The organism is Clostridium sp. AF29-8BH (assembly GCF_003478145.1).
GTDB lineage: Bacteria > Bacillota > Clostridia > Lachnospirales > Lachnospiraceae > Otoolea > Otoolea fessa.
Window position 1 is genome coordinate 109,591 of the sequence record NZ_QUEL01000002.1, and the last position, 20,607, is coordinate 130,197.

The 20,607-nt window shown below is 49.7% G+C and carries 25 protein-coding genes and 2 pseudogenes; all 27 read right to left on the bottom strand.

Translation table 11 applies throughout. From position 1 onward, the window contains the following. Positions 1-27 precede the first annotated feature (27 nt). The 27 genes and pseudogenes from DWZ16_RS02105 to DWZ16_RS02225 all read right to left on the bottom strand — a co-directional run bounded on the left by DWZ16_RS02105 (position 28) and on the right by DWZ16_RS02225 (position 20,559). Positions 28-603, bottom strand: coding sequence for a 4Fe-4S binding protein (locus DWZ16_RS02105; RefSeq protein ID WP_118297395.1), 576 nt, complete (start codon positions 601-603; stop codon positions 28-30). Continuing rightward, positions 600-803: a 4Fe-4S binding protein gene (locus DWZ16_RS02110; protein WP_118297396.1), complete on the bottom strand. Its 204-nt coding sequence runs from the start codon at positions 801-803 to the stop codon at positions 600-602. The genes DWZ16_RS02105 and DWZ16_RS02110 overlap by 4 nt, the downstream gene beginning before the upstream one ends. A 12-nt stretch (positions 804-815) precedes the next feature. After that, entirely contained in the window at positions 816-1,061 is a 246-nt protein-coding gene (locus DWZ16_RS02115) for a ferredoxin-thioredoxin reductase catalytic domain-containing protein (protein ID WP_118297397.1), read from the bottom strand. A gap of 124 nt (positions 1,062-1,185) precedes the next feature. Further along, positions 1,186-1,344: a rubredoxin gene (locus DWZ16_RS02120; protein WP_118297398.1), complete on the bottom strand. Its 159-nt coding sequence runs from the start codon at positions 1,342-1,344 to the stop codon at positions 1,186-1,188. Between the two features lie 89 nt (positions 1,345-1,433). Then, entirely contained in the window at positions 1,434-1,646 is a 213-nt protein-coding gene (locus tag DWZ16_RS02125) for a DUF6219 family protein (RefSeq protein WP_107000761.1), read from the bottom strand. Between the two features lie 76 nt (positions 1,647-1,722). Continuing rightward, positions 1,723-2,097 (bottom strand): desulfoferrodoxin family protein, encoded by a 375-nt coding sequence (locus tag DWZ16_RS02130; protein ID WP_033120174.1) that lies wholly within the window; start codon positions 2,095-2,097, stop codon positions 1,723-1,725. Between the two features lie 20 nt (positions 2,098-2,117). Further along, positions 2,118-2,659 (bottom strand): annotated as a pseudogene (rbr, locus tag DWZ16_RS02135) (rubrerythrin). Positions 2,660-2,725: 66 nt separating this feature from the next. Then, positions 2,726-3,418 carry a Crp/Fnr family transcriptional regulator gene (locus tag DWZ16_RS02140; RefSeq protein WP_243021890.1) on the bottom strand — a complete coding sequence of 231 codons (693 nt, stop codon included), beginning with the start codon at positions 3,416-3,418 and terminating at the stop codon, positions 2,726-2,728. After that, entirely contained in the window at positions 3,384-3,785 is a 402-nt protein-coding gene (locus DWZ16_RS15810) for a NifB/NifX family molybdenum-iron cluster-binding protein (RefSeq protein ID WP_243021891.1), read from the bottom strand. Before DWZ16_RS15810 ends, DWZ16_RS02140 begins: the two co-directional genes overlap by 35 nt. Positions 3,786-3,830: 45 nt before the next feature. Further along, on the bottom strand, positions 3,831-4,163 hold the full coding sequence (locus DWZ16_RS15815) for a DUF134 domain-containing protein (protein ID WP_243021892.1): 333 nt from the start codon (positions 4,161-4,163) through the stop codon (positions 3,831-3,833). Positions 4,164-4,352: 189 nt separating this feature from the next. After that, positions 4,353-5,661: pseudogene (locus DWZ16_RS02155) on the bottom strand (DUF87 domain-containing protein); the annotation flags it as partial. Next, a complete protein-coding gene (locus DWZ16_RS02160) occupies positions 5,648-6,208 on the bottom strand; it encodes a helix-turn-helix domain-containing protein (RefSeq protein WP_338108856.1) in 561 nt (186 codons plus the stop codon). The pseudogene DWZ16_RS02155 and the gene DWZ16_RS02160, both read right to left, overlap by 14 nt. Next, positions 6,177-6,344: a hypothetical protein gene (locus DWZ16_RS15380; protein ID WP_002576412.1), complete on the bottom strand. Its 168-nt coding sequence runs from the start codon at positions 6,342-6,344 to the stop codon at positions 6,177-6,179. Before DWZ16_RS15380 ends, DWZ16_RS02160 begins: the two co-directional genes overlap by 32 nt. After that, a complete protein-coding gene (locus DWZ16_RS15820) occupies positions 6,341-6,694 on the bottom strand; it encodes a phage antirepressor KilAC domain-containing protein (RefSeq protein WP_243021893.1) in 354 nt (117 codons plus the stop codon). The genes DWZ16_RS15380 and DWZ16_RS15820 overlap by 4 nt, the downstream gene beginning before the upstream one ends. A 36-nt stretch (positions 6,695-6,730) precedes the next feature. Next, complete coding sequence (locus tag DWZ16_RS15825) at positions 6,731-7,063, bottom strand: BRO family protein (protein WP_243021894.1); 333 nt, start codon at positions 7,061-7,063, stop codon at positions 6,731-6,733. A 541-nt stretch (positions 7,064-7,604) separates the two neighbouring features. Then, entirely contained in the window at positions 7,605-7,994 is a 390-nt protein-coding gene (gene rpsI, locus DWZ16_RS02170; RefSeq protein ID WP_022358510.1) for a 30S ribosomal protein S9, read from the bottom strand. Between the two features lie 28 nt (positions 7,995-8,022). Next, positions 8,023-8,457 carry a 50S ribosomal protein L13 gene (gene rplM / locus DWZ16_RS02175; protein ID WP_107000767.1) on the bottom strand — a complete coding sequence of 145 codons (435 nt, stop codon included), beginning with the start codon at positions 8,455-8,457 and terminating at the stop codon, positions 8,023-8,025. Between the two features lie 403 nt (positions 8,458-8,860). After that, positions 8,861-9,670, bottom strand: a complete 810-nt coding sequence (locus tag DWZ16_RS02180) for a putative hydro-lyase (protein ID WP_022358508.1) — start codon at positions 9,668-9,670, stop codon at positions 8,861-8,863. A gap of 36 nt (positions 9,671-9,706) precedes the next feature. Then, positions 9,707-10,804, bottom strand: a complete 1,098-nt coding sequence (locus DWZ16_RS02185; RefSeq protein ID WP_118522218.1) for a biotin-dependent carboxyltransferase family protein — start codon at positions 10,802-10,804, stop codon at positions 9,707-9,709. 2 nt (positions 10,805-10,806) lie between these two features. Continuing rightward, positions 10,807-11,535, bottom strand: coding sequence for a 5-oxoprolinase subunit PxpB (gene pxpB / locus DWZ16_RS02190; RefSeq protein ID WP_022358506.1), 729 nt, complete (start codon positions 11,533-11,535; stop codon positions 10,807-10,809). Positions 11,536-11,758: 223 nt separating this feature from the next. Continuing rightward, complete coding sequence (locus DWZ16_RS02195) at positions 11,759-12,982, bottom strand: NRAMP family divalent metal transporter (protein WP_118469093.1); 1,224 nt, start codon at positions 12,980-12,982, stop codon at positions 11,759-11,761. Positions 12,983-13,006: 24 nt separating this feature from the next. Next, on the bottom strand, positions 13,007-13,768 hold the full coding sequence (locus tag DWZ16_RS02200; protein WP_022358636.1) for a LamB/YcsF family protein: 762 nt from the start codon (positions 13,766-13,768) through the stop codon (positions 13,007-13,009). Between the two features lie 353 nt (positions 13,769-14,121). Next, positions 14,122-15,486 carry a sigma-54-dependent transcriptional regulator gene (locus DWZ16_RS02205; protein WP_107000771.1) on the bottom strand — a complete coding sequence of 455 codons (1,365 nt, stop codon included), beginning with the start codon at positions 15,484-15,486 and terminating at the stop codon, positions 14,122-14,124. A 75-nt stretch (positions 15,487-15,561) separates the two neighbouring features. Then, positions 15,562-16,878 carry a sensor histidine kinase gene (locus tag DWZ16_RS02210; protein ID WP_107000772.1) on the bottom strand — a complete coding sequence of 439 codons (1,317 nt, stop codon included), beginning with the start codon at positions 16,876-16,878 and terminating at the stop codon, positions 15,562-15,564. A gap of 61 nt (positions 16,879-16,939) precedes the next feature. Beyond that, entirely contained in the window at positions 16,940-18,367 is a 1,428-nt protein-coding gene (locus tag DWZ16_RS02215) for a sodium:solute symporter family protein (RefSeq protein ID WP_118293461.1), read from the bottom strand. Between the two features lie 2 nt (positions 18,368-18,369). Further along, complete coding sequence (gene truA, locus DWZ16_RS02220; RefSeq protein WP_118522219.1) at positions 18,370-19,401, bottom strand: tRNA pseudouridine(38-40) synthase TruA; 1,032 nt, start codon at positions 19,399-19,401, stop codon at positions 18,370-18,372. A gap of 156 nt (positions 19,402-19,557) precedes the next feature. Then, positions 19,558-20,559, bottom strand: coding sequence for a succinylglutamate desuccinylase/aspartoacylase family protein (locus DWZ16_RS02225; protein ID WP_118481850.1), 1,002 nt, complete (start codon positions 20,557-20,559; stop codon positions 19,558-19,560). Between the last annotated feature and the right edge of the window lie 48 nt (positions 20,560-20,607).

Consider the following 20,607-nt stretch of genomic DNA (forward strand, 5'->3'; position numbering starts at 1 on the left):
AGAAAAACTCCTTTCTGTTATCCTTAATTATTCTTTGTTTTTCAGCTTGCAAATGCCCTGCGTCATGGTTCCCATGGGGCAGAAAGCACACCATGTCCGGGGCTTATAGAGCACCATGACGATGAGGCCGATGAGCAGCGAGGTCAGCATGAGGCTGTAAAAGCCGAAGCTGAACTGCGCCACCCAATCAGCGACTGTACCGGCAGTATAAGTCCAGCCCCAAGGCACACGGAATGTCCAGAACAGCTTAATGGCCTCCCGTAGGGACGCAGCACCAGCAGCGACCAGATAGGTCTGGAACACCATGTTGCCGAACATCGTCAGGAAAAAGAGCAAAAAGCCATAACGGAACCACTTAGAGGCCATCCAGCGGGGCGTGGGCTTACAGCGGGAGCATTTAAGGTCAGTCCCCAGCTTGCTGAACAGCTGTCCCCGTCCGCAGAGGTGGTTGCAAAAGAATTTGTTCCCGCCAAAGATGGCTAAGAACAGCGGCAAGAGAAAATCGATCATGCCCAGCCACGCGAACAGGATATTGAAAAAGCCCAGTGCAAAATAGATGATGGCATATACCCACAGGTAATCGTACCAATGCTTCGCTTTCATGCGTCAGCCCTCACTTTCACCTCAATGCAGCCGACGGGGCAGAGCTTTGCGCACTTGCCGCAGCCTACGCAGCGTTCCGCCTCCACGGCGGCGTAGCAGCCACGGCGCACCTTGACGGCCCCCAGTGGACAGGTATTTTCACACACACCGCAGGCGACACACCGCGTCCTATCTACGGCGGCCAGTTTCTTTGACAACATAGCTTTCCCCCCTTAATCCTGTAAGGATTTGTAATAGAGCATACAGTGGCAGAATCCCTCGAAGAGCGGATCTGCAATTTGATCCTTAAACTCCTGACACATACATTTGGTTGCCTCTGTGCGCTCCCTGCGGCAGGGACAGTATCCTCCGGTGCGCTTGAGTCCTTCCCGGATGGTATTGACAATCTCCTGATCGGGATTGAGCTTGATTTTCATGTTCGCCACCTCTTTCTTTATCGTGGCTTTATCATACCGCATGGTAAAGCATTTTTCTGTGACGAGGTCACATTACGGAAATTTTTGTACAAACCCAAAAGAGCTGTGAAGCAGTATGTAAGATACCGCTTCACAGCTCTTTATTTATAGGTCCTGTTGTACTTCTTTACTCAGCCGCAGAAAACTGATCTTTGCCAACTAAACATAAGGGGCATTCAAAATCATCCGGAATATCTTTCCATTTTGTACCCGGTGCAATGCCGCCTTCCGGATAGCCCTTTTCTTCATCGTATTCCCAACCACACACATCACATACATATTTCATAATGAAATTCTCCTTTGATGTTTTATATTTCGCACACAACATTAGCCCGACTTTATCGTCATCAGAAACAATAACGATTCCTATCTTACTCAAAGAATATCCACAGCTTCCGCTTGTTTTACTCTCTTTGTTTTCTTATTCCCTGAAATCATTTTATGACCCGTATATACTGCCATAACCATGCAGATCAAGGAACTAAGCGCAAGGTACTTATGCGTTGTTTTTGAGCCTTTATATCCAGTGCAAAAAGTTCCAAACATGGTAATTACCGCTCCGATTGACCAATATTTATGTGCTTTCATGACTTGTTTGCCTCCTGCCTGCAATACATGACATTCAGTTCTCTATGTTGGTTCTAAGATACCATGCGCGGAACGATCACGCTTTCCACAGACTGTGGAGGTTGCAGTAGGCGTAGACCGCCTCGACTTCGTCGCCCTCGCAGAGCGCAAAGCAGACCTCCGGCTTCTCGCCCGGGTGCAGTTCCTTGCGCTGGTTGCCCTGCTTGGTGTGGAGGGACACCCACTCGATGTAGTGCTCCGGCAGCATGGGATGCTCTACGGAGCCGACCTTGACATGAACGATGCCGTTTTCCACAGTCCAGACAGGGACGTGCTTCTCCACGGCGGCGTCGGTGGTACCGGGGATGATCTCGCTCATCGGCTCACCGCAACAGATGACGGGAACGCCCGTGTCCTTGACCTTGGCAATGATGTTGCCGCAATGCTTGCAAATGTAAAACTTCTGCTCCATGATTCGTTCTCCTTTTCTCTTTAATAGTTTTCTGCGTGAATTTCAAAGTAGCTCTGGGGATGGTTGCAGGTCGGGCAGACCTCCGGTGCTTTCTCACCGATCACGATATGCCCGCAGTTGCGGCACTCCCATACCTTGACCTCACTTTTGGCAAAGACCTCCGCCATCTCCACATTGTGCAGCAAGGCACGGTAGCGCTCCTCATGATGCTTTTCAATGGCGGCTACCAGGCGGAAACGCTGGGCCAGCTCATGGAAGCCCTCCTCGTCGGCGGTTTTGGCAAAGCGTCGTACATATCCGTCCACTCGTAGTTCTCGCCCTCAGCGGCGGAGAGAAGGTTTTCGGCGGTGTCGCCAATGCCGTTCAGCTCTTTGAACCACAGCTTGGCGTGTTCCTTCTCATTATCAGCGGTTTTGAGGAACAGCGCCGCGATCTGCTCGTAGCCTTCCTTCTTGGCCTTGGATGCAAAATAGGTGTATTTGTTGCGCGCCTCGGACTCGCCGGCAAAGGCGGCCATCAGATTTTTTTCGGTTTGAGTTCCTGCGTATTTCGTTTCTTTCATGGCCGATGCTCCTTTCAGCTTCTTCTGCTCATATTATAACAAGGATTCGTGTTATAAGCAATATTTTCATTTTAAGTGATTCAATCCGTCTATATCCCGCAGCGTGATCGCACCGCGCTTCAGCTCCACCAGCCCGTCCTCCGAGAAGCTCTTGAGCATCCGCGCCACCGCCTCCCGCGCCGAGCTGATGTGCTGGGCGATCTGCTCATGGGTCATGCGTATCGTGTTGGAGCCGGTACGCTCCGCTTCGGCCAGGAGAAAATCTGCCAGTCGCCGATCCAGCCCCTTGAACATGATCTGCTGCATCGCCCACATCACATCAGAAAACCGTTTCGTTGCCAACTCATAGAGGAAGCAGCGGACATGAAGATTTTGCTCCTTGAGCGCAGCAATGACATTTGCAGGGATAATCAGAACTTCCGTATCCATTCCAGCAGTCATTTGCGTATCAAAGGTGATCTGACTGATCACACAAGAGGCAGAAAGCACGCATAGTTCGCCCGGATACAGGCGGAACAGTGTTACCTCCCGCCCCTCCTCGGAGAGAAGATAGGTGCGGATCTCGCCGGAAAGAATAAACAGCATTCCGAGACATTCATTGTCGCTGCTGTGAACGAACGCGCCCTTTTCATAATGACGGACAAAGGCGCTTCGGCGTAGCGTTTCCATTTCGTGTTCGGTCAAGGATGACCAGAACGGAAGTTGTGTCAGTGTGCGTTCCATATCAATGGTAGCTATGCTTGCCGCAGCCGTGGTCACCGCAGGTGTGCCCATCCTCGCCGTGCTCGTGGTTATGGTGATCACAGTGAACATTGGGGTCGTATCCCAGATTTCCGCTGAGCAATGCGCTCACCGCCGCGTCAGCGTCCCCGCTGACACCGCCGTAGAGCTTGATGCCCGCTTCGGCCAGAGCCGCCTGCGCACCGCCGCCGATGCCTCCGCAAATCAAAGCGGCCACGCCGTTCTGCATCAGGAATCCTGCCAGTGCGCCGTGACCGCTGCCGTTGGTATCAACGACTTCCGCATGGACGATTTTGCCGTCCACAGCTTCATAAAGCTTGAACTGCTCGGTGTGACCGAAATGCTGAAAGATTTGACCGCTTTCATAGGTAACTGCAATTTTCATAATGGAATCTCCTTTGCAAGTTTTGCCTGATTTTTCCATGTTGGCTCACTGCATCCGGCAGCAACGGCCGCAGTGAGCTGCCTCCTGTCCTCCGCAGATGCGGTAGTTTCCCCCGGTGATGTGCAGCGGTTTCCCGTGGACAAGACACGCTGCGATCTTGCTCCGTGCGCTTTCGTAAATCTCCTGCACGGTAGAGCGGGAAATCTCCATTTGAGCGGCACACTGCTCGTGGGTTTGCTGCTCCAAGTCAACCAGCCGAATGACCTCGTATTCGTCCAGCGTCAGCAGGATCGGCTCGGTATTCTCGCACCCGTTAGGACAGAATGTATCGACCTGTGGTACGCCACAAATTCGACGGCACCGTGGCGGTCTTGGCATGGGAGCTTTCCTCCCTTTGTATTCGGTATATTCCGATTATAGCACTTTGAGCAGAAAAAAGCAATTTTTTCAAAAGCTGCTACATTTTCCGTCCTCATATGTGTGCTGGCTGATATTCGGTGTCGAAGACTACGTGTGAGCCATGTTCGTATTGTCAGATTATCTACATTTGACAGAACTTCGCAGGGTATCCTCTTCCGAATAGTTCGCATTGATGTCCATCGGGTTGATATACTGCGCGCTGGAAGGGCTGATTTTAATGACCTGCCCCTCAAATTTCTTCACCAGTGCCGTGTACTCGGCTTCCGGATCGCACACAATTACATCGTCATCCGTCACCAGAAACGCATTGGCGATTTCTCGCTTGGCAGAGAAGGATTTACCGGAACCGGGAGTACCCAGAATCAGCCCGTTGGGGTTTTTGAGCTTTTTCCGGTCAACCATAATCAGGTTGTTGGACAGAGCATTCAGCCCATAGTACAGAGCCTCTTTCCCGGTCTGAAACAGTTCCTGGGTGGTAAACGGAACGAAAATTGCCGTGCTGCTGGTAGTCATGCTGCGCTGAATCTCAATCAGGTTCTGTGCCAGCGGCAGACAGCTCATCAGCCCCTGCTCCTGCTGAAAGTCCAGACGGCGCAGGTTGCAGTTGTACTTCTGCGCGATACTGGAAGCTTGAAACACATTGGTTTCCAGCTCCTGCTCCGTCTCGCCGGTATTCATCACCAGAAAGGTCAGCAGGAACATACGCTCATTCTGGCTCTGCAATTCCTTCAGCAGTGCCTTTGCGTCCCTGCCGTAAGTTGCCAAATCTGACGGAATGATGTCCATATCGTATCCGGAACGGACAGCTTTCTTCTGTTCCTCAATCTTGGAACGATCCAGCTCCGTAATGGTGTGCTTGATGGATTTGATTGCTTTGTTCTGGTCTACCGACTGAATGTGCATGGTCACAATCTGGCTGGATTCCATATCCAGAAAGTCCTTCAGCAGCTGATCCGACAGGTCGGAAGCCGTAATCTGGAGATAGGACATGGAACCATACATCCCACCCATCTGAAAAACACGGTTCTTCGGAAAGGCAAACCCGGTCGGGGCAATAAAGTCCTTTACCGACAGCCCGCTCTCCGGCAGCCACTTCCAATCGAAATTGAATCGGTCATGGTCACCCATGTGGAACATATCGTGCATCAGATGAAGCCGTTCCTTACCGTTCAGCAATTTTGCCCGGACACCCAAGCGTTTGAAGTTGTTCATCAGGTCGATCTCAATGTGATTGAGCCTCGGCTTTGCCTGTTTCATGGATTCTGCTTCAATGCCAAACGTCAGGTACTTCGTCTTGGTCAGGCCGTTGTTGCCTGGCAAGCTGGCGGCGCAGCATGGTGCTGTACTCCGTGCGCACCGGATTGAAATGATCCTTCTGGTACGGGATGCGCACCATCTTCTCAAAATTCGAGGCATCCGTAGCCATATTCATAAAAGAAAGCTCAAAGCGGATACTCAGAGAGCCGTTCCACCCGCATCTGATAATCTCCTGGGAACTCCTGCCGGAGCTTGCCGTATTCCGTGTCAGAGAGAAGGACATTTTCGTATGAGCCATACCGGTGCTGGATTTCCTTCTTCTCTCTTTTATTGATTGTTTCAGTACTTGTTCTATTAGTACTTAATTGCGCGGGATTTTCCGTAACCGGTGTGTCCGTATCCGGATTTACCGTATACGGCTTTTCCGTACACGGCTTTTTCCTTGGCATCTCATAGATCACATACTCCGCTCTGCCCATCCGACCGTTACTCTCACGCTGCTGGTTCCTTTCCAGATATCCAAGACGTTCCAGTTCTTTCAGAGCTGTAAGCACCCCATCTACGCCATCCGGTGTAATCGAAGATAATCCCCGTACCGAATAGTTCCATGTGTCCGGTAAACTAAGCAGCATAGAGAGAAGTCCTTTTCCTTTCAGGCTGAGACCCTGATCCCGCAGGTGGTAATTGCACATCGTTGTGTAATTGCTGTTTTTCTCAACCCTGAATACCGGCATGGTGCTCACCATCCTTTTTCGCAGGCTCCGTTTTTTTCTTCGGACATTTGCGCGGACGATCTTCGCTGTCCTCCCGTCGATGGTATTTGCCGGTATCCTGCATCATGCGTTCAAACGCCTGAAGGCGTCCCTCTGTAAAAAGCGTCATTCGATCACACCCCATTTCTTAAACAACTTGAAGAGATGATTCTTTCCCTTGCAGGTCACTCTCGTCTGCTGCACCAGTTTTCCGCTTCTGCCGTAGCAATCCCGGACAATAAAATAGCCCCTTGCAGATTTGTCTGCAAAAGGCATCAGCCAGCCGCTTGGACTGCGGTACAGATAGCGATGATCCAGTAAGAGAGCTACTGCCGTCTTCTCCGGGATTCCGATTTCCTTACAGAAATTCCGGATGCAGGTACAATCCTCCGAATTCACAAAGGTGTCGAAGTAGTCTGCCTTGGGCTGTGCCGCATCCAGCTGTTTGCGGATACCCTCAAGCTGCTCTCTCTCGGCCACAAGCTCCTTCGCCAGGGTGTAGATGACCTCCGGATGCTAAATCACCTGATCCAAAATAGAATCGCTCATATACACACCATGCTTTCGGATGGACGGGAGAACTTCATCAAACACCCAGTGTTCAAACCGTTCTGCCGATGGCAACTTGCTGTGAACGATCAGCCGGTAAACATCACCTTCCGTGATAAAGGAGATTTCAACGACCTGCTCTCCAGCATCTCCATACTGATTCACCTTCTGAACGACCACCTCGCGTTTCATTAGGGAGCCTCTACAATGGCGTTTCACTGCGGCGTAGGGATTCACATATCCCAACGCTTTCGCCACGTCGCTTGCACAGAAGAAGGTCTTGCCTGCCTCCTGTAACAACCAGATCTAACCAAACTCCTGGTTCTCAAACACCTCCATCATCTGCCTCGACTGTCCGCCATGACTGCCCACATCGGTGTCATGGGTCTTCTGATTGAAATCCGTCATACCTGTTACCTCCTGCTCAAATTTGTCTCGCCGGATTTCGGGCGAAAAAAATAGAGCCTCGACCCATTCTCGTTTTCAAAGAATGAGCCAAGGCTCTATGTAACAGGATACCTGATATTATTTTTTTGCAGAATTCGTCAGAACTCGCCAAACGAACCTGACACTGTTTTTCATTCCGTTTCAGCCAGATGTTTGCCGAAAATCTGTCAAGGATATGGGGCTAATTTCCCCTCCAAAATGGCCTTCTGTAAACCCATTTTCCCACCCATTAGGCTCAAAAATAGGCCGTAAACCCATGGTAAACCCATCAAAATGGGTTAATTTGAAGTCAAATTTCCTCAAATTTCACCATCGGAATCAGATGATTTCAGGCATAGAAAAAGCCCGGAAAATGGCGTATTTCCGGGCTTTTTTAGCATTATTAAGCTGTAGATTATCGCTTGCTGAACTGCGGAGCGCGACGAGCTGCTTTGAGACCGTACTTCTTACGCTCTTTCATTCTCGGGTCACGAGTTAAGAAGCCTGCTTTCTTCAGTACCGGACGGTAATCAGCGTCTGCCTGAAGAAGTGCACGGGAGATGCCGTGTCTTACAGCGCCAGCCTGACCTGTGAAGCCGCCGCCACGTACATTTACAAGTACATCGAACTTATCAACTGTCTCGGTTGCTACGAGCGGCTGACGAACAACCACTTTCAGGGTCTCAAGACCAAAGTACTCGTCGATGTCTCTTTTATTGATAGTAATCTTGCCGGTTCCCGGTACAAGGTATACTCTAGCGATAGATTTTTTTCTTCTGCCTGTTCCGTAAAATTTGTTAGCCATTATAGTTTCCTCCTTCCAGTGCCTTTAATTAAAACTTGATTTCTAAAACTTCCGGCTTCTGAGCTGCCTGCTCGTGCTCCGGACCTGCGTATACATGAAGTTTTGTAATCATGCTTCTTCCTAAAGGTCCCTTTGGAAGCATACCTTTAACTGCTAACTCGATAACCTTCTCCGGCTTCTTAGCCATCATTTCACGAAGGGTCGTCTCTCTCATGCCACCTACATAATCAGAGTGATTGTAGTAGATTTTCTGATCCATCTTCTTACCGGTTACTTTGATCTTCTCTGCGTTTACTACGATTACATAATCGCCGCAATCCATGTGCGGTGTGAAGATCGGTTTGTTCTTGCCTCTTAATACCTTTGCTACCTCAGATGCAAGACGACCTAATGTATATCCTGTAGCGTCAACTACATACCATTTTCTTTCGATTGTTGCTGGACTAGCCATAAAACTCTTCATTGGTTGACCTCCTGTTTTACTTCATATAATTGAGATTAACTATATCATGAAATGCCTGCTCCGGGGCTTTGGTGCCGACATCTTCCTGACTCATGTCATACTGACTTATTATATTACACGCTTCCGGACGTGTCAAGCGGTTTTTCCTTGAAAATACAAGGTTTTTTCCCCGGATTTACAAGATAAGTTCGTTTCATTCCATGCATCTGATATACGCATGGGATACACATGAAAAAGGAAGACTTCCTCCTCTCAGATTCCATCTTCCCTTTTCGCCGCTTTTTAGGTTGGTAATGAACTTTTTCTCTTTTCTCAAGAGAATTTATTTGAAGGAGACTGGGAAATCTCCGTCAAACCTTATTTTTCGATAAAACCGTTCCTGCAATGGCAGAACCGATTCTGCCTATTTCTGCTTCTTCGCTTCCAGATAATCATTCAGCTCCGTATTCAGGACATTGGTAATGAACATATGTCCCGGTGCATGGGTAATGACTAACGGAAGTTTTGCATTTTCAATCGCTGCCTGAGGGGTAACGCCGCAAGCCCAGAATACCGGGATCTCACCCTCGCGGATCTCGACTGGATCGCCATAGTCTGGTTTGGAAATATCCTTAATACCGATCGCTGCCGGATCGCCGATCTGGACCGGACCGCCGTGTACGTTTGGATAACGGTCTGTGATCTCTTTGGCTTTCTGTGCGTTTTCTGGGGTCATGGGACGCATGCTGACAACCATCGGTCCCTTGAACACGCCGGCGCTCTCACACTGGATGTTGGTCTTGTACATGGAAACATTGCAGCCCTGCGCGATATGGCGCACTTCAATGCCGGCTTTCATAAGCGCCTCCTCAAAGGAGAAGCTACAGCCAATCAGGAATGCAACCGAATCTTCTTTCCAATAAGAAGAAACATCTGTCACCTCATCGACTTTCACACCGTCTCGGTAAATGAAATATTTCGGGATGTCCGTCACGATACTCGCGCCCTCGCCCATATCGTGGATATCCGGTGTGCCCTCTACGACTTCCAGGATTGGACACGGTTTCGGGTTCTTTCTTGCAAATTCTTTAAAATCATCCGCGTACTTCTTCGGCAGGATAACCAAATTTGCCTGTGCATATCCGGCACACATGCCAGCCGTCGGGCGGGTAATCTCGCCAGTCCGAATCAGTTTCCATACTTCCGGTGGTGTCATTTTGCTATAATCTGCCATATACGTTCCCTCCATATCTTTCAATACATCTGAGGTTTATCTGAATCTTTCAGTCTCTTCCTCTAATTCAACCATATATTCAGTTCCATCGATCACAACCCGGTAGGTTCCAATCGGATTCCAGTATCTCTTCGATTCACATCCAACCGCTACCTGAATCACCGCATCGAGTTCTCCGCACGATTCCGGTACTTTTGCCAATTCTTCTTTGAGTGCCTTGAGTTTTTCCACCTGCTCAATGTAGAGCTTCTGTGCTTCCTCAACCGTTACTTTCTGGAAATGTACTTTATAACCCGGTCTGGACTGTGCAACCAGCGGAAGATCCACAGAGATAACACCAGCAATCTTCGTATAACCGCCGGTGGTCTGATGATCCGCCATCATGATAATCGGTTGTCCGTGGGACGGCACCTGAATCGCACCAAAGGCGATACCGTCTGTAATAATATCGCCACCATTTTTATGCTCGATGACCTCGCCCTCGAGACGGCAGCCCATACGGTCGGACTCATTCGTAAATGCATATGTGCTACTTAAGAACGTCTCTACACCTTTCTCGGTAAAGCAGTCATCCTGCGGTCCCATGACAACGCGGATGGTTTTCTCAGTCTGGGAGAAGTCCTCCGGCGTCACTTTTCTCTTTCTCATATTTGGAAGGGTCGTCTTCGGAGCAGCAAAACCAATCTCGTCTCCGCCGCCGATCTTTCTTCCCTGATAACCGCCTACTTTCAGCTTTAAGTTAGTGGATTTGCTGCCCATCTGTACCGGGATATCCAGCCCGCCTGCCACTGCAATGTACGCGCGGCTTCCACTTGTCATACCGGCAAAGTTCATGGAATCGCCCTTATGTACTAAAACTGCCTGATACATCGGAAGATCTTTTCCATTTACCTTCGGAACCAGATTGCCGCCGGTTACTGCGATAATATTGTCTTCTGTAAATTCCATCATCGGTCCCATCAGGGTTACTTCCAGAACCGCCTCGTTTTCATCATTTCCCACCAAAATATTCGCGATCGCTGCGGAACGCTGATCCATAACGCCTGATACAGACATACCGGACTCCTGATAGCCGGTGCGTCCCATATCCTGTACGGTTGTGAGGAATCCGCCGCTTGCAAACTTAATGCCCATCTTTATACCTCCTTATCGTACACAACGTATTTGTAGGTTCCATCTTCGACTTCTTTTTCGATCTTTTTATACTCTTCCTCGGTTACTGCAGCAAACTTGATATACTGTCCCGCTTCCAGAAGCACTGGTTTCTCGCGGTCTGCATCATAGAGTTTTAACGGAGTCCGTCCAATTAACTGCCAGCCTCCCGGAGATGCTACCGGGTAGATACCGGTCTGCTCACCGGCAATACCAACGGAGCCGCCCTCAATCTTCACTCTCGGGCTCTTCAGACGCGGGGTTGCGATCTCTTTGCTCATGCCGCCCAGATATGGGAATCCAGCGATGAATCCAATCATGTAGATTAGATATTCTTCAGATGTATGAATCTTGATGACCTCTTCCACGGTCTTGTGATTGTGCTCCGCAACATTTTCAATATCCGGACCCATCTCTCCGCCGTAGAGAACCGGAATTTCGATAACAGTTGGCGGCGGGATCGGAATGCTGGATAAGGAACCCATCAATTTATCAAATTTTTCTGTGAGTGCCTTGAATCCGATCACTTCCGGATGATAATGTACTAATAAGGAGCGGTATGTCGGAACCGTCTCCACAATTCCCGGTATATCGCTTTTTTCAACCGCAATCTTGAATGCGCGGATTTTCTTGTTGATCTCCGGGCTGATTTCATTGCCAAACTCAACGCACACAGCGCTGTCGCCCGCTACAAGGTATCTTACCTCGCTCATATATACCTCCTGTCAGATAAACGAAGCCCCCGCCTGCCTGTTCTGCTTTTCTTCGAAAAACCTAAAAACTGCTTCCGACCCAACAAGCCAGTTACAGGGAAACGCCCGGCAGACCTGCTGCCATAAGCCAGCCATCTGCGTGCTCATCCAGCCAGTCCGCCGGGCGCCTGTCCGTTTAATCGTTTTTTATTATTTTACCACATTTTTTGCATTTTTTCATTCATTAACCAAAGATGGTAAGAATCTTCGGCAGAGCCTTGATTCCGGAGTAACCGGTCAGAAGAACAACGCATACACCAAGTACGATGAGTACGGTCGGATGTTTGTAATTTTCACCGACGATATCTTTCCTGCGGCTTGCCAGAAGAATGACAAGCAGTGTAATCGGAAGAATCAGTCCGTTTACGGAACCTGCCAGAACCAGAAGAGTTGCCGGCTGTCCAAGTAATGTCATGATAACGGTCGATACAGCGATGAAGCCGATAACGAACCATTTCTCATTCTCCATGATGAACGGATGCAGGGTCTTTAAGAAGGATACGGATGTATACGCTGCACCGATGATGGAGGTGATAGCTGCAAACAGGATAACCAGACCGAAGATCTTGTAACCGATGATGCCTGCGCCTGCCTTAAAAGCTGCTGCTGGCGGGCTTGCTACCCATGCTTCGCTTCCAACAACTTCCGGAGTTGCTGTAACAACGCCTAAAACTGCGAGGAACAGTAAAATTCTCATAACACCCGATACGCTGACGCCCATTAATACGGAGCGGCGAACGTGCGGAAGATCCTTGGTTCCGGAGAAACCTGCATCCAGAAGACGATGGGCACCGGAGAATGTGATGTAACCGCCGCAGCTTCCGCCAAGCAGGGTAATAATCGGGAATACCAGGTTCGGGAATTCGTTCAGATGTCCAACGCTGCTGATTGCCTCAACAACCGGAGGTTTGGAACGGAATGCTACATAAAGTACGGTAACAATCATGATGCTTCCTAAGTATTTGGTCAGCTTATCCATGAAGTTTTTCGCATCCTTGGATAAGAAGATCAGGATACCGATGACACCGGCTACAACGGTTCCGACTTTCAGTGGGAAACCGAATACGATATTAAAACCGGTTGCGGCGCCGCCGACGTTACCGATATTGAATACCAGACCGCCGAGAGACACAAGAAACGCAATGAAATATCCGAGTCCCGGAACAACTTTATTTGCGATATCCTGTCCACGCATACCGGACACACCGATGATGGACCAGATATTTAACTGGGTTGTAACATCCAGAAGAATGGTGCAGATGATTGCCAGTGCGAAAATAGAGCCATACTGACCGGTAAAGGTTGCAGTCTGTGTCAGGAAACCAGGTCCGATCGCAGACGTTGCCATCAGGAACGCGGCGCCAATCAGGGCTGTCGTGTTCGCATTACTTTTTTTCTTTTCTCCCATATTTTTCTTCTCCTTATATACGTATTAGCGGAACAGATTTTTAATCTCCACTCCCTCGGCTACCAGGGTCTCACGAATGTTCTTTACGAACTCCAGCGCTTTTGGGTTGTCTCCGTGTACACAGATGGAATCTGCCTTGATGGAAATGTCGTTTCCGTTGATGCTCTCAACTTTTCCTTCTTTTACCATTCTTACGACACGTTTGATTGCCAGGTCTTTATCTTTGATGACTGCTCCCGGAAGTTTTCTGGAAACCAGGGTTCCGTCATCGTTGTATGCACGGTCTGCGAACACCTCGCTCGCTGCCTGTAAACCAACCTCCTCGGCTGCCTTGATCATCTGGGATCCTGCCAGACCCATGAAGATGATATCTTTATCTACTTCATAGACTGCTTCACACATCGCTCTCGCCAGCTTCTCATCAACAGCTGCCATGTTGTAGAATGCACCGTGCGGTTTTACGTGCTGGATTTTTACGCCTTGGCTCTTAGTAAATGCGCTCAATGCGCCGAGCTGGTATTTCAGATATGCTTTCGCTTCTTCCGGAGTTACCACCATGTTTCTTCGACCGAAGCCCATCAGATCCGGAAATCCCGGATGTGCTCCTACTGCGGTTCCGTATTTCTTTGCCAATGCGATGGTCTTATCCATAACCATCGGATCACCTGCATGCCATCCACAGGCTACGTTGGCGGAAGACACGTACTGAAGAATTTCTTCATCCATACCAATCGTATAGTTACCGAAGCTCTCACCTAAATCACTGTTTAAATCGACATAAAACATGGTTCATTCCTCCCTTTCTTAGCTCACACATCTCATTTTTGCGGCTTAGCGTTTCTTCTGTCTGTTTTCAACAACCATCGGAAACTATTTTTAAGATGAGATGTTTTTTGTATGTTCCCCTTGTTTTTTTGCTTCTAATGATATTTTATCTGACTTTTATGTATTTTTCAATCATAATTTTAATATTTTTTAAAATAATTTAATTTATATACAAAAATCGTGCAAAAACGCACGTTTTAGGCGTGCGTTTTTGCACGATGTGATTTTTTGCACTCTTTTACCATTCATTCCTGCACCCGGTTTACCAGACAACCATTTTCGTCCTTCCTCCTGATACAGTTTTTCTGCTTTTTCTACTTCTCCCCGTCTTCCCGCTCCATCTTCCGTTTCATTGAGAACCGGGTGACGCCGAGCAGTGCCGCCGCCCGCGTCAGGTTATTGCCGGAAAGTTTCAACGCCTCCGACATATATCGTTTCTCCAGCGCCGCGACCTCCTGCTCGAGGTCGATCGGTCCTTTTTTCAAATCTTTCAGATAGATGCAGTCCCCGCTCTCCGGCCTTGCCTCCCGCTCGACCGGCGCCAACTCCACGTGTTTTTCCAGGATATTTCCCTGGCTGAAGAGAAAACAACGCTCAAAAATATTTTTAAGCTCCCTGACATTGCCTTTCCAGTCGTACAAGAGCAGCTCCCGCATGAAATCCGGATCCACTTTTTCGATATTGCGGGCAAAGGCTTTATTATAATAGTCAAGGTAATAGTCACAGAGCACCGGGATATCCTCGCGCCGGTCACGAAGCGGCGGAATCTCGATCTGCATGACATTCAGCCGGTAGAACAGATCCTCCCGGAATTGCCCCGCCTTGATCGCCTCCTCGAGATTTCTGTTCGTCGCCGCAATGATCCGAACATCGACCGCCGTGTCCTCCAGCGCGCCGATCCGCTTAAATTTCCGGTCATCCAGGAAGGTCAGAAGTTTCGTCTGCATCGCCATCGGCAATTCGCCGATCTCGTCCAAAAAGACCGTACCGCCGTCCGCCAGCTCAATCAAGCCCTTTTTCGTCTTGAGCGCCCCCGCAAACGCGCCGCGCTCGTAGCCAAAGAGCTCGCTCTCCATCAGATTTTCCGGAATCGCACCGCAGTTAATGCGTACCATCAGGTTATCCTTGCGGGCGCTGTTCGCATGAATCTGCCGCGCCACAACTTCCTTGCCCGTTCCCGTCTCCCCGCGCAGGAGTACATTGACCGACAAATTTTCCCCAAGCACCTGAATAAGGTGCCGGATCCGGGCAGCTGCCTCACTGACACCTAAAAACTGCGGCACATCGCCTTTCAGGAAGACGAGTGAATCCCGGTTGCGCTTCTGCTCCAGACACCGCTTGATCAGCATATCGATCTCATCCACATCAAACGGCTTTAAAATATAATCATATGCACCGCGCTTCGTCGCCTCAACCGCCTGGGAGACGGAACCGTACGCCGTCATCATGATGACCTGCAGTTCCTCATCTGCATTTTTGAAATTGACAATCTCATCCATCCCGACACTGTTTTCGAGGAGATTGTCGAGAAGGAGCACACCCGGATGATATTTCCTGACAAACTCCAGCCCTTCCTCGACGGTTGCGGCTGAATAGGCGTCATATCCCCTGTCTTTCAGTCCTTCCTCCAGTGTATAGCGAATCAGAAATTCATCGTCCACAATCAAAATTCGATCCATGTGCATCCTCCTCCCTGTTTCATAACATTATACTCTAAATACTAAATTCGTGAAATACCTCATTAAATGGTCACACTATACCATTTTCCCCGGAAATTTTAAAACCACGTCTGTCCCTACCCCCGGCTTGCTCACGATCTCCATCGTTCCTCCATTTGACTCCACCAGGCGGCTCACGATTGAGAGCCCAAGCCCGGTTCCGTTGATGCTCTTTGTATAAAATGGTTCCAGCGCCTTGGAGACTTCTTCCTCCGTCATGCCTTTTCCGTTGTCCTGCACCGTCACAATCACTTCTTTCTCCTGCGCGGCTGCCATAAGCTTAATCTGTCCCTCGCGGTCCGGTACCAGCGCCCTCAGGCTGTTGCTGATCAGGTTGTGAATGATCTGGCGAAACTCATTTTCATTGAGACACGCCCTCAGTCCCTCTTCTGCCTCCACAAAAAGCGATGCGCGGCGGCTGTCCGGTCCTTTCGCATAGATCATTCCGATCTCCTTTAAAACACCGGTCACAGAAATCTCCGTTTTCGGTGATTCACGCCGGATTGACAAAGTCAGAAGGTTCATGATCAGCGCCGTGACACGGTCGATCTCATGGATCATGCTGTCACAGAGCATTTTATCGCCGTCCTTGACCGTCCTGCCCTTTAAAAGCTGAATGCCGGAGCGGATGCCCGCGATCGGGTTCTTGATCTCATGCGCCAGCGTCGCTGCCATCCGGCTGGTATATTCCATTTTCGTGTAATTATCCATGTTTTTGAGCAGCCCCTCAAAGGTAACCGCCAGCTGTCCGATCTCGTCGTGGCGGCTGACCGCCTCAAACCGGTATTTCTGATAACTGCCCTTGTTTTCCTCAATTTCCTTACAGGTATGGCTCATCCTGCGGATGGGGCGCGTGATACTATGGGAAATGAAAATGCTTGCCTGGCAGATGAGAATCAGCGACGCGATGGCGCCGACTACCAGATAGCTCTGCTGCTCTAAGATGCGTTCCCCGAATATTCTCTCATTCATCCGGTACTCCAGCCGCCAGCCAAATGGATTGTCCCCCTTGCTGACTGCCAGTACCGATGTGTTTTCCCAACGGGTTCCAGCCGTGATCTCCTCACCGTCACGATCCAGAATCCGGATCCGCCCGCGCTCAAAATTCCGGTATTTTTCCGCGATCTCCTCCTCCGGCAGACGCTTTTCCAGAAAGTGCAGATCGCGGTTTACATCCTCAAACAGCGTATCCGCCAGCTCCATCTCACTGTTTTTCTGCATCGTGTAGCCATTATAATAGGAAATCACGCTGAAACTTCCGATGACAAGGATTCCCACCAGAACAAAGGGAATCATGACCTCATTTTCAATCTGGAAAAACCAATTTGAAAGACGTTTCAGCCATTTATTCATCGCTCGTTTTCGCCTCCTTCTCGCTGTTGTCTGACAGCTTCATGTTTCCAAATGCCCGCCTTTAGCAAGCACGTTTTTTCCATATACTCTCCAGCACCGGGGCAAGGACAAAAACCAGGGTCGAACACAGCGTCACCGGAAATCCCCAGTAAACCGGCAGCTCGCGTGGCTGAAGCAGCACCGTCCCGGTTACCCCTGTCACAAATGCCGCCCATGCGCCCGTCCTCGTTGCCCGCTTATAATAAAGCGTACCGTAGAGAAGTGGCGTCAGAATTGCTGAAAACAATCCCCAGATATCCGCGCCGAAAAACAGGCTGTTGGACGGTGGATTTAAGGAGAGTAGAAGCGCCAGCGTTCCGCCGAGAAAGATAAAGAGCTGCGTCAGCCCCAGGATACGGTCCTCTGTTTTCTTCCATTTTCCATACTGCGCCGCCACATCGTAGGACATCATCGAGCCAATCAGAAGCAGCTGCGAGTTCGCCGTCGACATGCACGCGCCGATCACGCTGATTAAGAAAAATCCGCTGAACCGTGATCGGAGCAAATAATTAATTGCGTAGACAAAAATATCGTCTGATCCGAAGTAATAGGACAGATAAGGAAACAGGATCCGAAGCCCCAGACCGATCTGGGTCAGGCAGAAATAAAAAAATGTCAAGAACACCAGCGAACAGATCAGGACTTTCCGCGCCGTCTCACGGCTCTTTGCCGCCACAATCCGGATCAGATACTGTGGGTTCGCTGCCAGCCCCATACCCCAGCCAAAAAACATCGTGAGGTACATGGTAAGGCTGTAATCTTTCATCAGATTTCCAAAACTGTCCGTCCCGCTGCCCGCCGCATTTCGACTAAACACCTCCGCGTTTGTCAGAAATCCGCTTCCCTCTATTCCTCCGACCACGACAAAATAGACAACCACTATACTGATCGTGAGCATGATAAGGTTTCCGCCATCCGTCTTGGTAACCGAATTGAATCCTCCAAAGGTAGAATACAGAATAAACAGATAAACCAAAAAAATTGCAACTTTATAATCGATATTTAAAAGCGTCGCCGCCGCAATTCCAAATCCCTTGATCTGGATCACCAGATAAAAAACGTAACCGCCCGAGAGCAGCAGCGCACAGCAGGTACGCAGAAAGCGGGAATGGTAGCGCTCCCCGATAAACTGCGGGATCGTGAGCATGTCGCAGTCATAGATACGGCCGCTGATGAGATACAGCAGCCCCGCGCCGATGAACCACGGGATAACCGTCACAGCGATCACGGAGGTTCCATTTTCAAAAACATTGCCCGTGTATCCCAGAATGGTCGCAGCGGACACCCAGGTCCCGACGAAGGTGGAAAACAGCCGCCAGAACCCGCATTTCCGTTCTCCGATAAAAAATTTCCCAATCGAATCGCTCTCACCGAACGATGATTTTCCTATAATCAGGATAATCAGCGAATAGACGCTGAAACAGACCAGATAATCAAATGTTCTACTCATGCTCACCGATGTTCACCCTCGTAGACGGCTTCCAGCCAGCCTTCTTCCGTCTCCGGCTGCCGTCTCAGCCGGTAATATCCGCAGATGCTCCCCTCTTCTCCAAACGTATCCCGCACAAACACCCGTTTCGCGCCGTTTCGGTATGCCTGATGGATCACGCGGCGCAGCACGCCGTCAAGCTCTTCCGGCTCACAGCGCTCGATCGTGAGGTATGCAAGCCCTTTCTCCGGGACATTTCTCTGATCGAGCACATAGTGCCAGTGCTTATTTTCGCCCTCCAGGTACGGTGCCAGCTCTTTTTCATACTCCAGGCTTACGAGCGTCAGCCCGCGTGCTGGGATCGTAGGACCTGCTGCCGCCCGGTTTTTCTCCTCCAGAATCTCCTCCATCTTCTCCGGCGGGTAAACGCCCATGCCGATCTTAACCAGCGTCCCGGCGATGATCCGGACCATATTGTAGAGGAAACCGCTGCCGCTGATGCGGATCGTAATCAGGTCGTCCGCCTTCGTCACGGTCAGGCTGTAGATCGTCCGCACCGTCTCCTCCGCCTGCGTCCGCACCGTACAGAAACTCTTGAAATCGTGCTCGCCGATGAGATAGGATGCCGCCTTCTGCATTTTCTCTAAATCCAGATTGAAATAGCAGAAATGGCTGTATAAGCGCTGCAGCGGCATATCGATCTTGCGGTTCAAAATCTTGTATTCATACGTTTTCACGCAGTTTGCCTTGCGTGGATGGAAGGTAAGCGGCACCTCCTCCGACGCCTGGATCCGCACATCGTCCGGCAGGCGCTGGTTGAGTGCAAAGCAGATCTTATCCCCCGGAATCCGGCTCTCGGTATCGAAAACTGCCACATTTCCCATCGCATGGACACCCGAATCCGTCCGGCTCGCCCCGATGACCTGGATATCCTCTTTTAAAAGAGAAGAAAGTGCCTGGTTCAGCACCTCCTCAATGGTCACTCCGTTGGGTTGAAGCTGCCACCCGCAGTAGGCGGTTCCGTCATAAGAAACCACTAGCTTAATTCGTCTCATATATATTCCTCTATTTCTATATTTATCCTCAAAAATCTATTTTCTGCTATTTATCATACCATATAATCCCCTTTTTTTGACAGATATTTTTTTATTGACCGTCTTTTCCTATGCAAAAAGCACCTTTGGATCCTTTCATCCAAAGATGCTTTTTTCTTAGCATTCGCCATATGCTACCAGCGGTTCTCCCTCACTTACCCCCAGTGACAAGGTATAGTAAAAGACCATGCCGTCAAGCTCTGATTCATAACGATACATCAGGCTGCCGTCAAGCCGCCGGATTTCTCCCAGTAAATCTCCTTTTTTCAGGCAGCTTCCTTCCCGGATAGCCGGATACCAGAATCCATTTCCCGGTGCCTCCAGATAGCGCATGATCCGAATCTCCCTTTGCTCTATTTTCCCGGATGGAAGTACCTCTGATTCCGGGGAGCTTTCTGAATCTTTTAAATTCATTCCTTTGACTGATTCCAGAATACTTTCTGGCAAAATATCCAGATGAACCAGCAGTTCATACAGGTTTATCCGATATGCATCCACCTCCCGTTCTGTCCAACGTCCCAGTCCGCCCCGTTCTAGTAGAAGAGCCGGGATTCCTTTCTGCGCTGCCCAGCTGTACAGACCATTTTTCGCCGTTGATGCCACTCTCCACGACAAAGACATCGCTCTTGCCGCTGCAGCCGCCTTTTTTTCTACCGTCTCGCCTGCTGCCACCGGAAAAAAGGCAAACGGAACTACCATCTCGTGAATATCTCCACTATGGAGATCCACGAGGAAGTCCGCATCTGGATACAGATACGTTTCCACAGCTGCTGCTATCTTCGCTGACCGGCTTCCCATTTCCGTTCCCGGAAATGCCCGATTTAAATTGACACCATCCTCCGGTACCAGCTGCTTGATTTCCTTATAAAATCCACCTTCATTAGCAATCGGAAGAAATACAACCTCTCCCTTCATCTGCCTCGGATCCAGTTCCTGAATCAGACGGGAAACTGCCAGAATTCCTATGTACTCACAGCCATGTACCCCCGCTGTAACAATCAACCGTTTTCCCGGTCTTGAACCACAGAAAGCCGCCGCTTTCAGGCTGCATTCCTCATCCACCGGAATTTTCAGCCACTGCTTCGTGCCTGCCTCCACCTTCGTTTCATATATTTTCATGTTCTATTTCCTGTTCTGAGAACTTTTCTGCTCCTTTTACTCAATTCC

Excerpts from the sequence above, each read along its gene's own strand:
- DWZ16_RS02120 (WP_118297398.1), bottom strand. The coding sequence starts at position 1,344 with ATGAAATATGTATGTGATGTGTGTGGTTGGGAATACGATGAAGAAAAG.
- DWZ16_RS02125 (WP_107000761.1), bottom strand. The coding sequence starts at position 1,646 with ATGAAAGCACATAAATATTGGTCAATCGGAGCGGTAATTACCATGTTT.
- rplM (WP_107000767.1), bottom strand. The coding sequence starts at position 8,457 with ATGAAGAGTTTTATGGCTAGTCCAGCAACAATCGAAAGAAAATGGTAT.
- DWZ16_RS15815 (WP_243021892.1), bottom strand. The coding sequence starts at position 4,163 with ATGCCAAGACCGCCACGGTGCCGTCGAATTTGTGGCGTACCACAGGTC.
- truA (WP_118522219.1), bottom strand. The coding sequence starts at position 19,401 with ATGAGACGAATTAAGCTAGTGGTTTCTTATGACGGAACCGCCTACTGC.
- DWZ16_RS02105 (WP_118297395.1), bottom strand. The coding sequence starts at position 603 with ATGAAAGCGAAGCATTGGTACGATTACCTGTGGGTATATGCCATCATC.
- DWZ16_RS02205 (WP_107000771.1), bottom strand. The coding sequence starts at position 15,486 with ATGGATCGAATTTTGATTGTGGACGATGAATTTCTGATTCGCTATACA.
- DWZ16_RS02195 (WP_118469093.1), bottom strand. The coding sequence starts at position 12,982 with ATGGGAGAAAAGAAAAAAAGTAATGCGAACACGACAGCCCTGATTGGC.
- pxpB (WP_022358506.1), bottom strand. The coding sequence starts at position 11,535 with ATGAGCGAGGTAAGATACCTTGTAGCGGGCGACAGCGCTGTGTGCGTT.
- DWZ16_RS02160 (WP_338108856.1), bottom strand. The coding sequence starts at position 6,208 with ATGGTGAGCACCATGCCGGTATTCAGGGTTGAGAAAAACAGCAATTAC.
- DWZ16_RS15810 (WP_243021891.1), bottom strand. The coding sequence starts at position 3,785 with ATGAAAATTGCAGTTACCTATGAAAGCGGTCAAATCTTTCAGCATTTC.
- DWZ16_RS15380 (WP_002576412.1), bottom strand. The coding sequence starts at position 6,344 with ATGACGCTTTTTACAGAGGGACGCCTTCAGGCGTTTGAACGCATGATG.
- DWZ16_RS02225 (WP_118481850.1), bottom strand. The coding sequence starts at position 20,559 with ATGAAAATATATGAAACGAAGGTGGAGGCAGGCACGAAGCAGTGGCTG.
- DWZ16_RS02200 (WP_022358636.1), bottom strand. The coding sequence starts at position 13,768 with ATGTTTTATGTCGATTTAAACAGTGATTTAGGTGAGAGCTTCGGTAAC.
- DWZ16_RS02180 (WP_022358508.1), bottom strand. The coding sequence starts at position 9,670 with ATGGCAGATTATAGCAAAATGACACCACCGGAAGTATGGAAACTGATT.
- DWZ16_RS02210 (WP_107000772.1), bottom strand. The coding sequence starts at position 16,878 with ATGAATAAATGGCTGAAACGTCTTTCAAATTGGTTTTTCCAGATTGAA.
- DWZ16_RS02215 (WP_118293461.1), bottom strand. The coding sequence starts at position 18,367 with ATGAGTAGAACATTTGATTATCTGGTCTGTTTCAGCGTCTATTCGCTG.
- DWZ16_RS02130 (WP_033120174.1), bottom strand. The coding sequence starts at position 2,097 with ATGGAGCAGAAGTTTTACATTTGCAAGCATTGCGGCAACATCATTGCC.
- rpsI (WP_022358510.1), bottom strand. The coding sequence starts at position 7,994 with ATGGCTAACAAATTTTACGGAACAGGCAGAAGAAAAAAATCTATCGCT.
- DWZ16_RS02185 (WP_118522218.1), bottom strand. The coding sequence starts at position 10,804 with ATGGGCATTAAGTTTGCAAGCGGCGGATTCCTCACAACCGTACAGGAT.
- DWZ16_RS02110 (WP_118297396.1), bottom strand. The coding sequence starts at position 803 with ATGTTGTCAAAGAAACTGGCCGCCGTAGATAGGACGCGGTGTGTCGCC.
- DWZ16_RS02115 (WP_118297397.1), bottom strand. The coding sequence starts at position 1,061 with ATGCGGTATGATAAAGCCACGATAAAGAAAGAGGTGGCGAACATGAAA.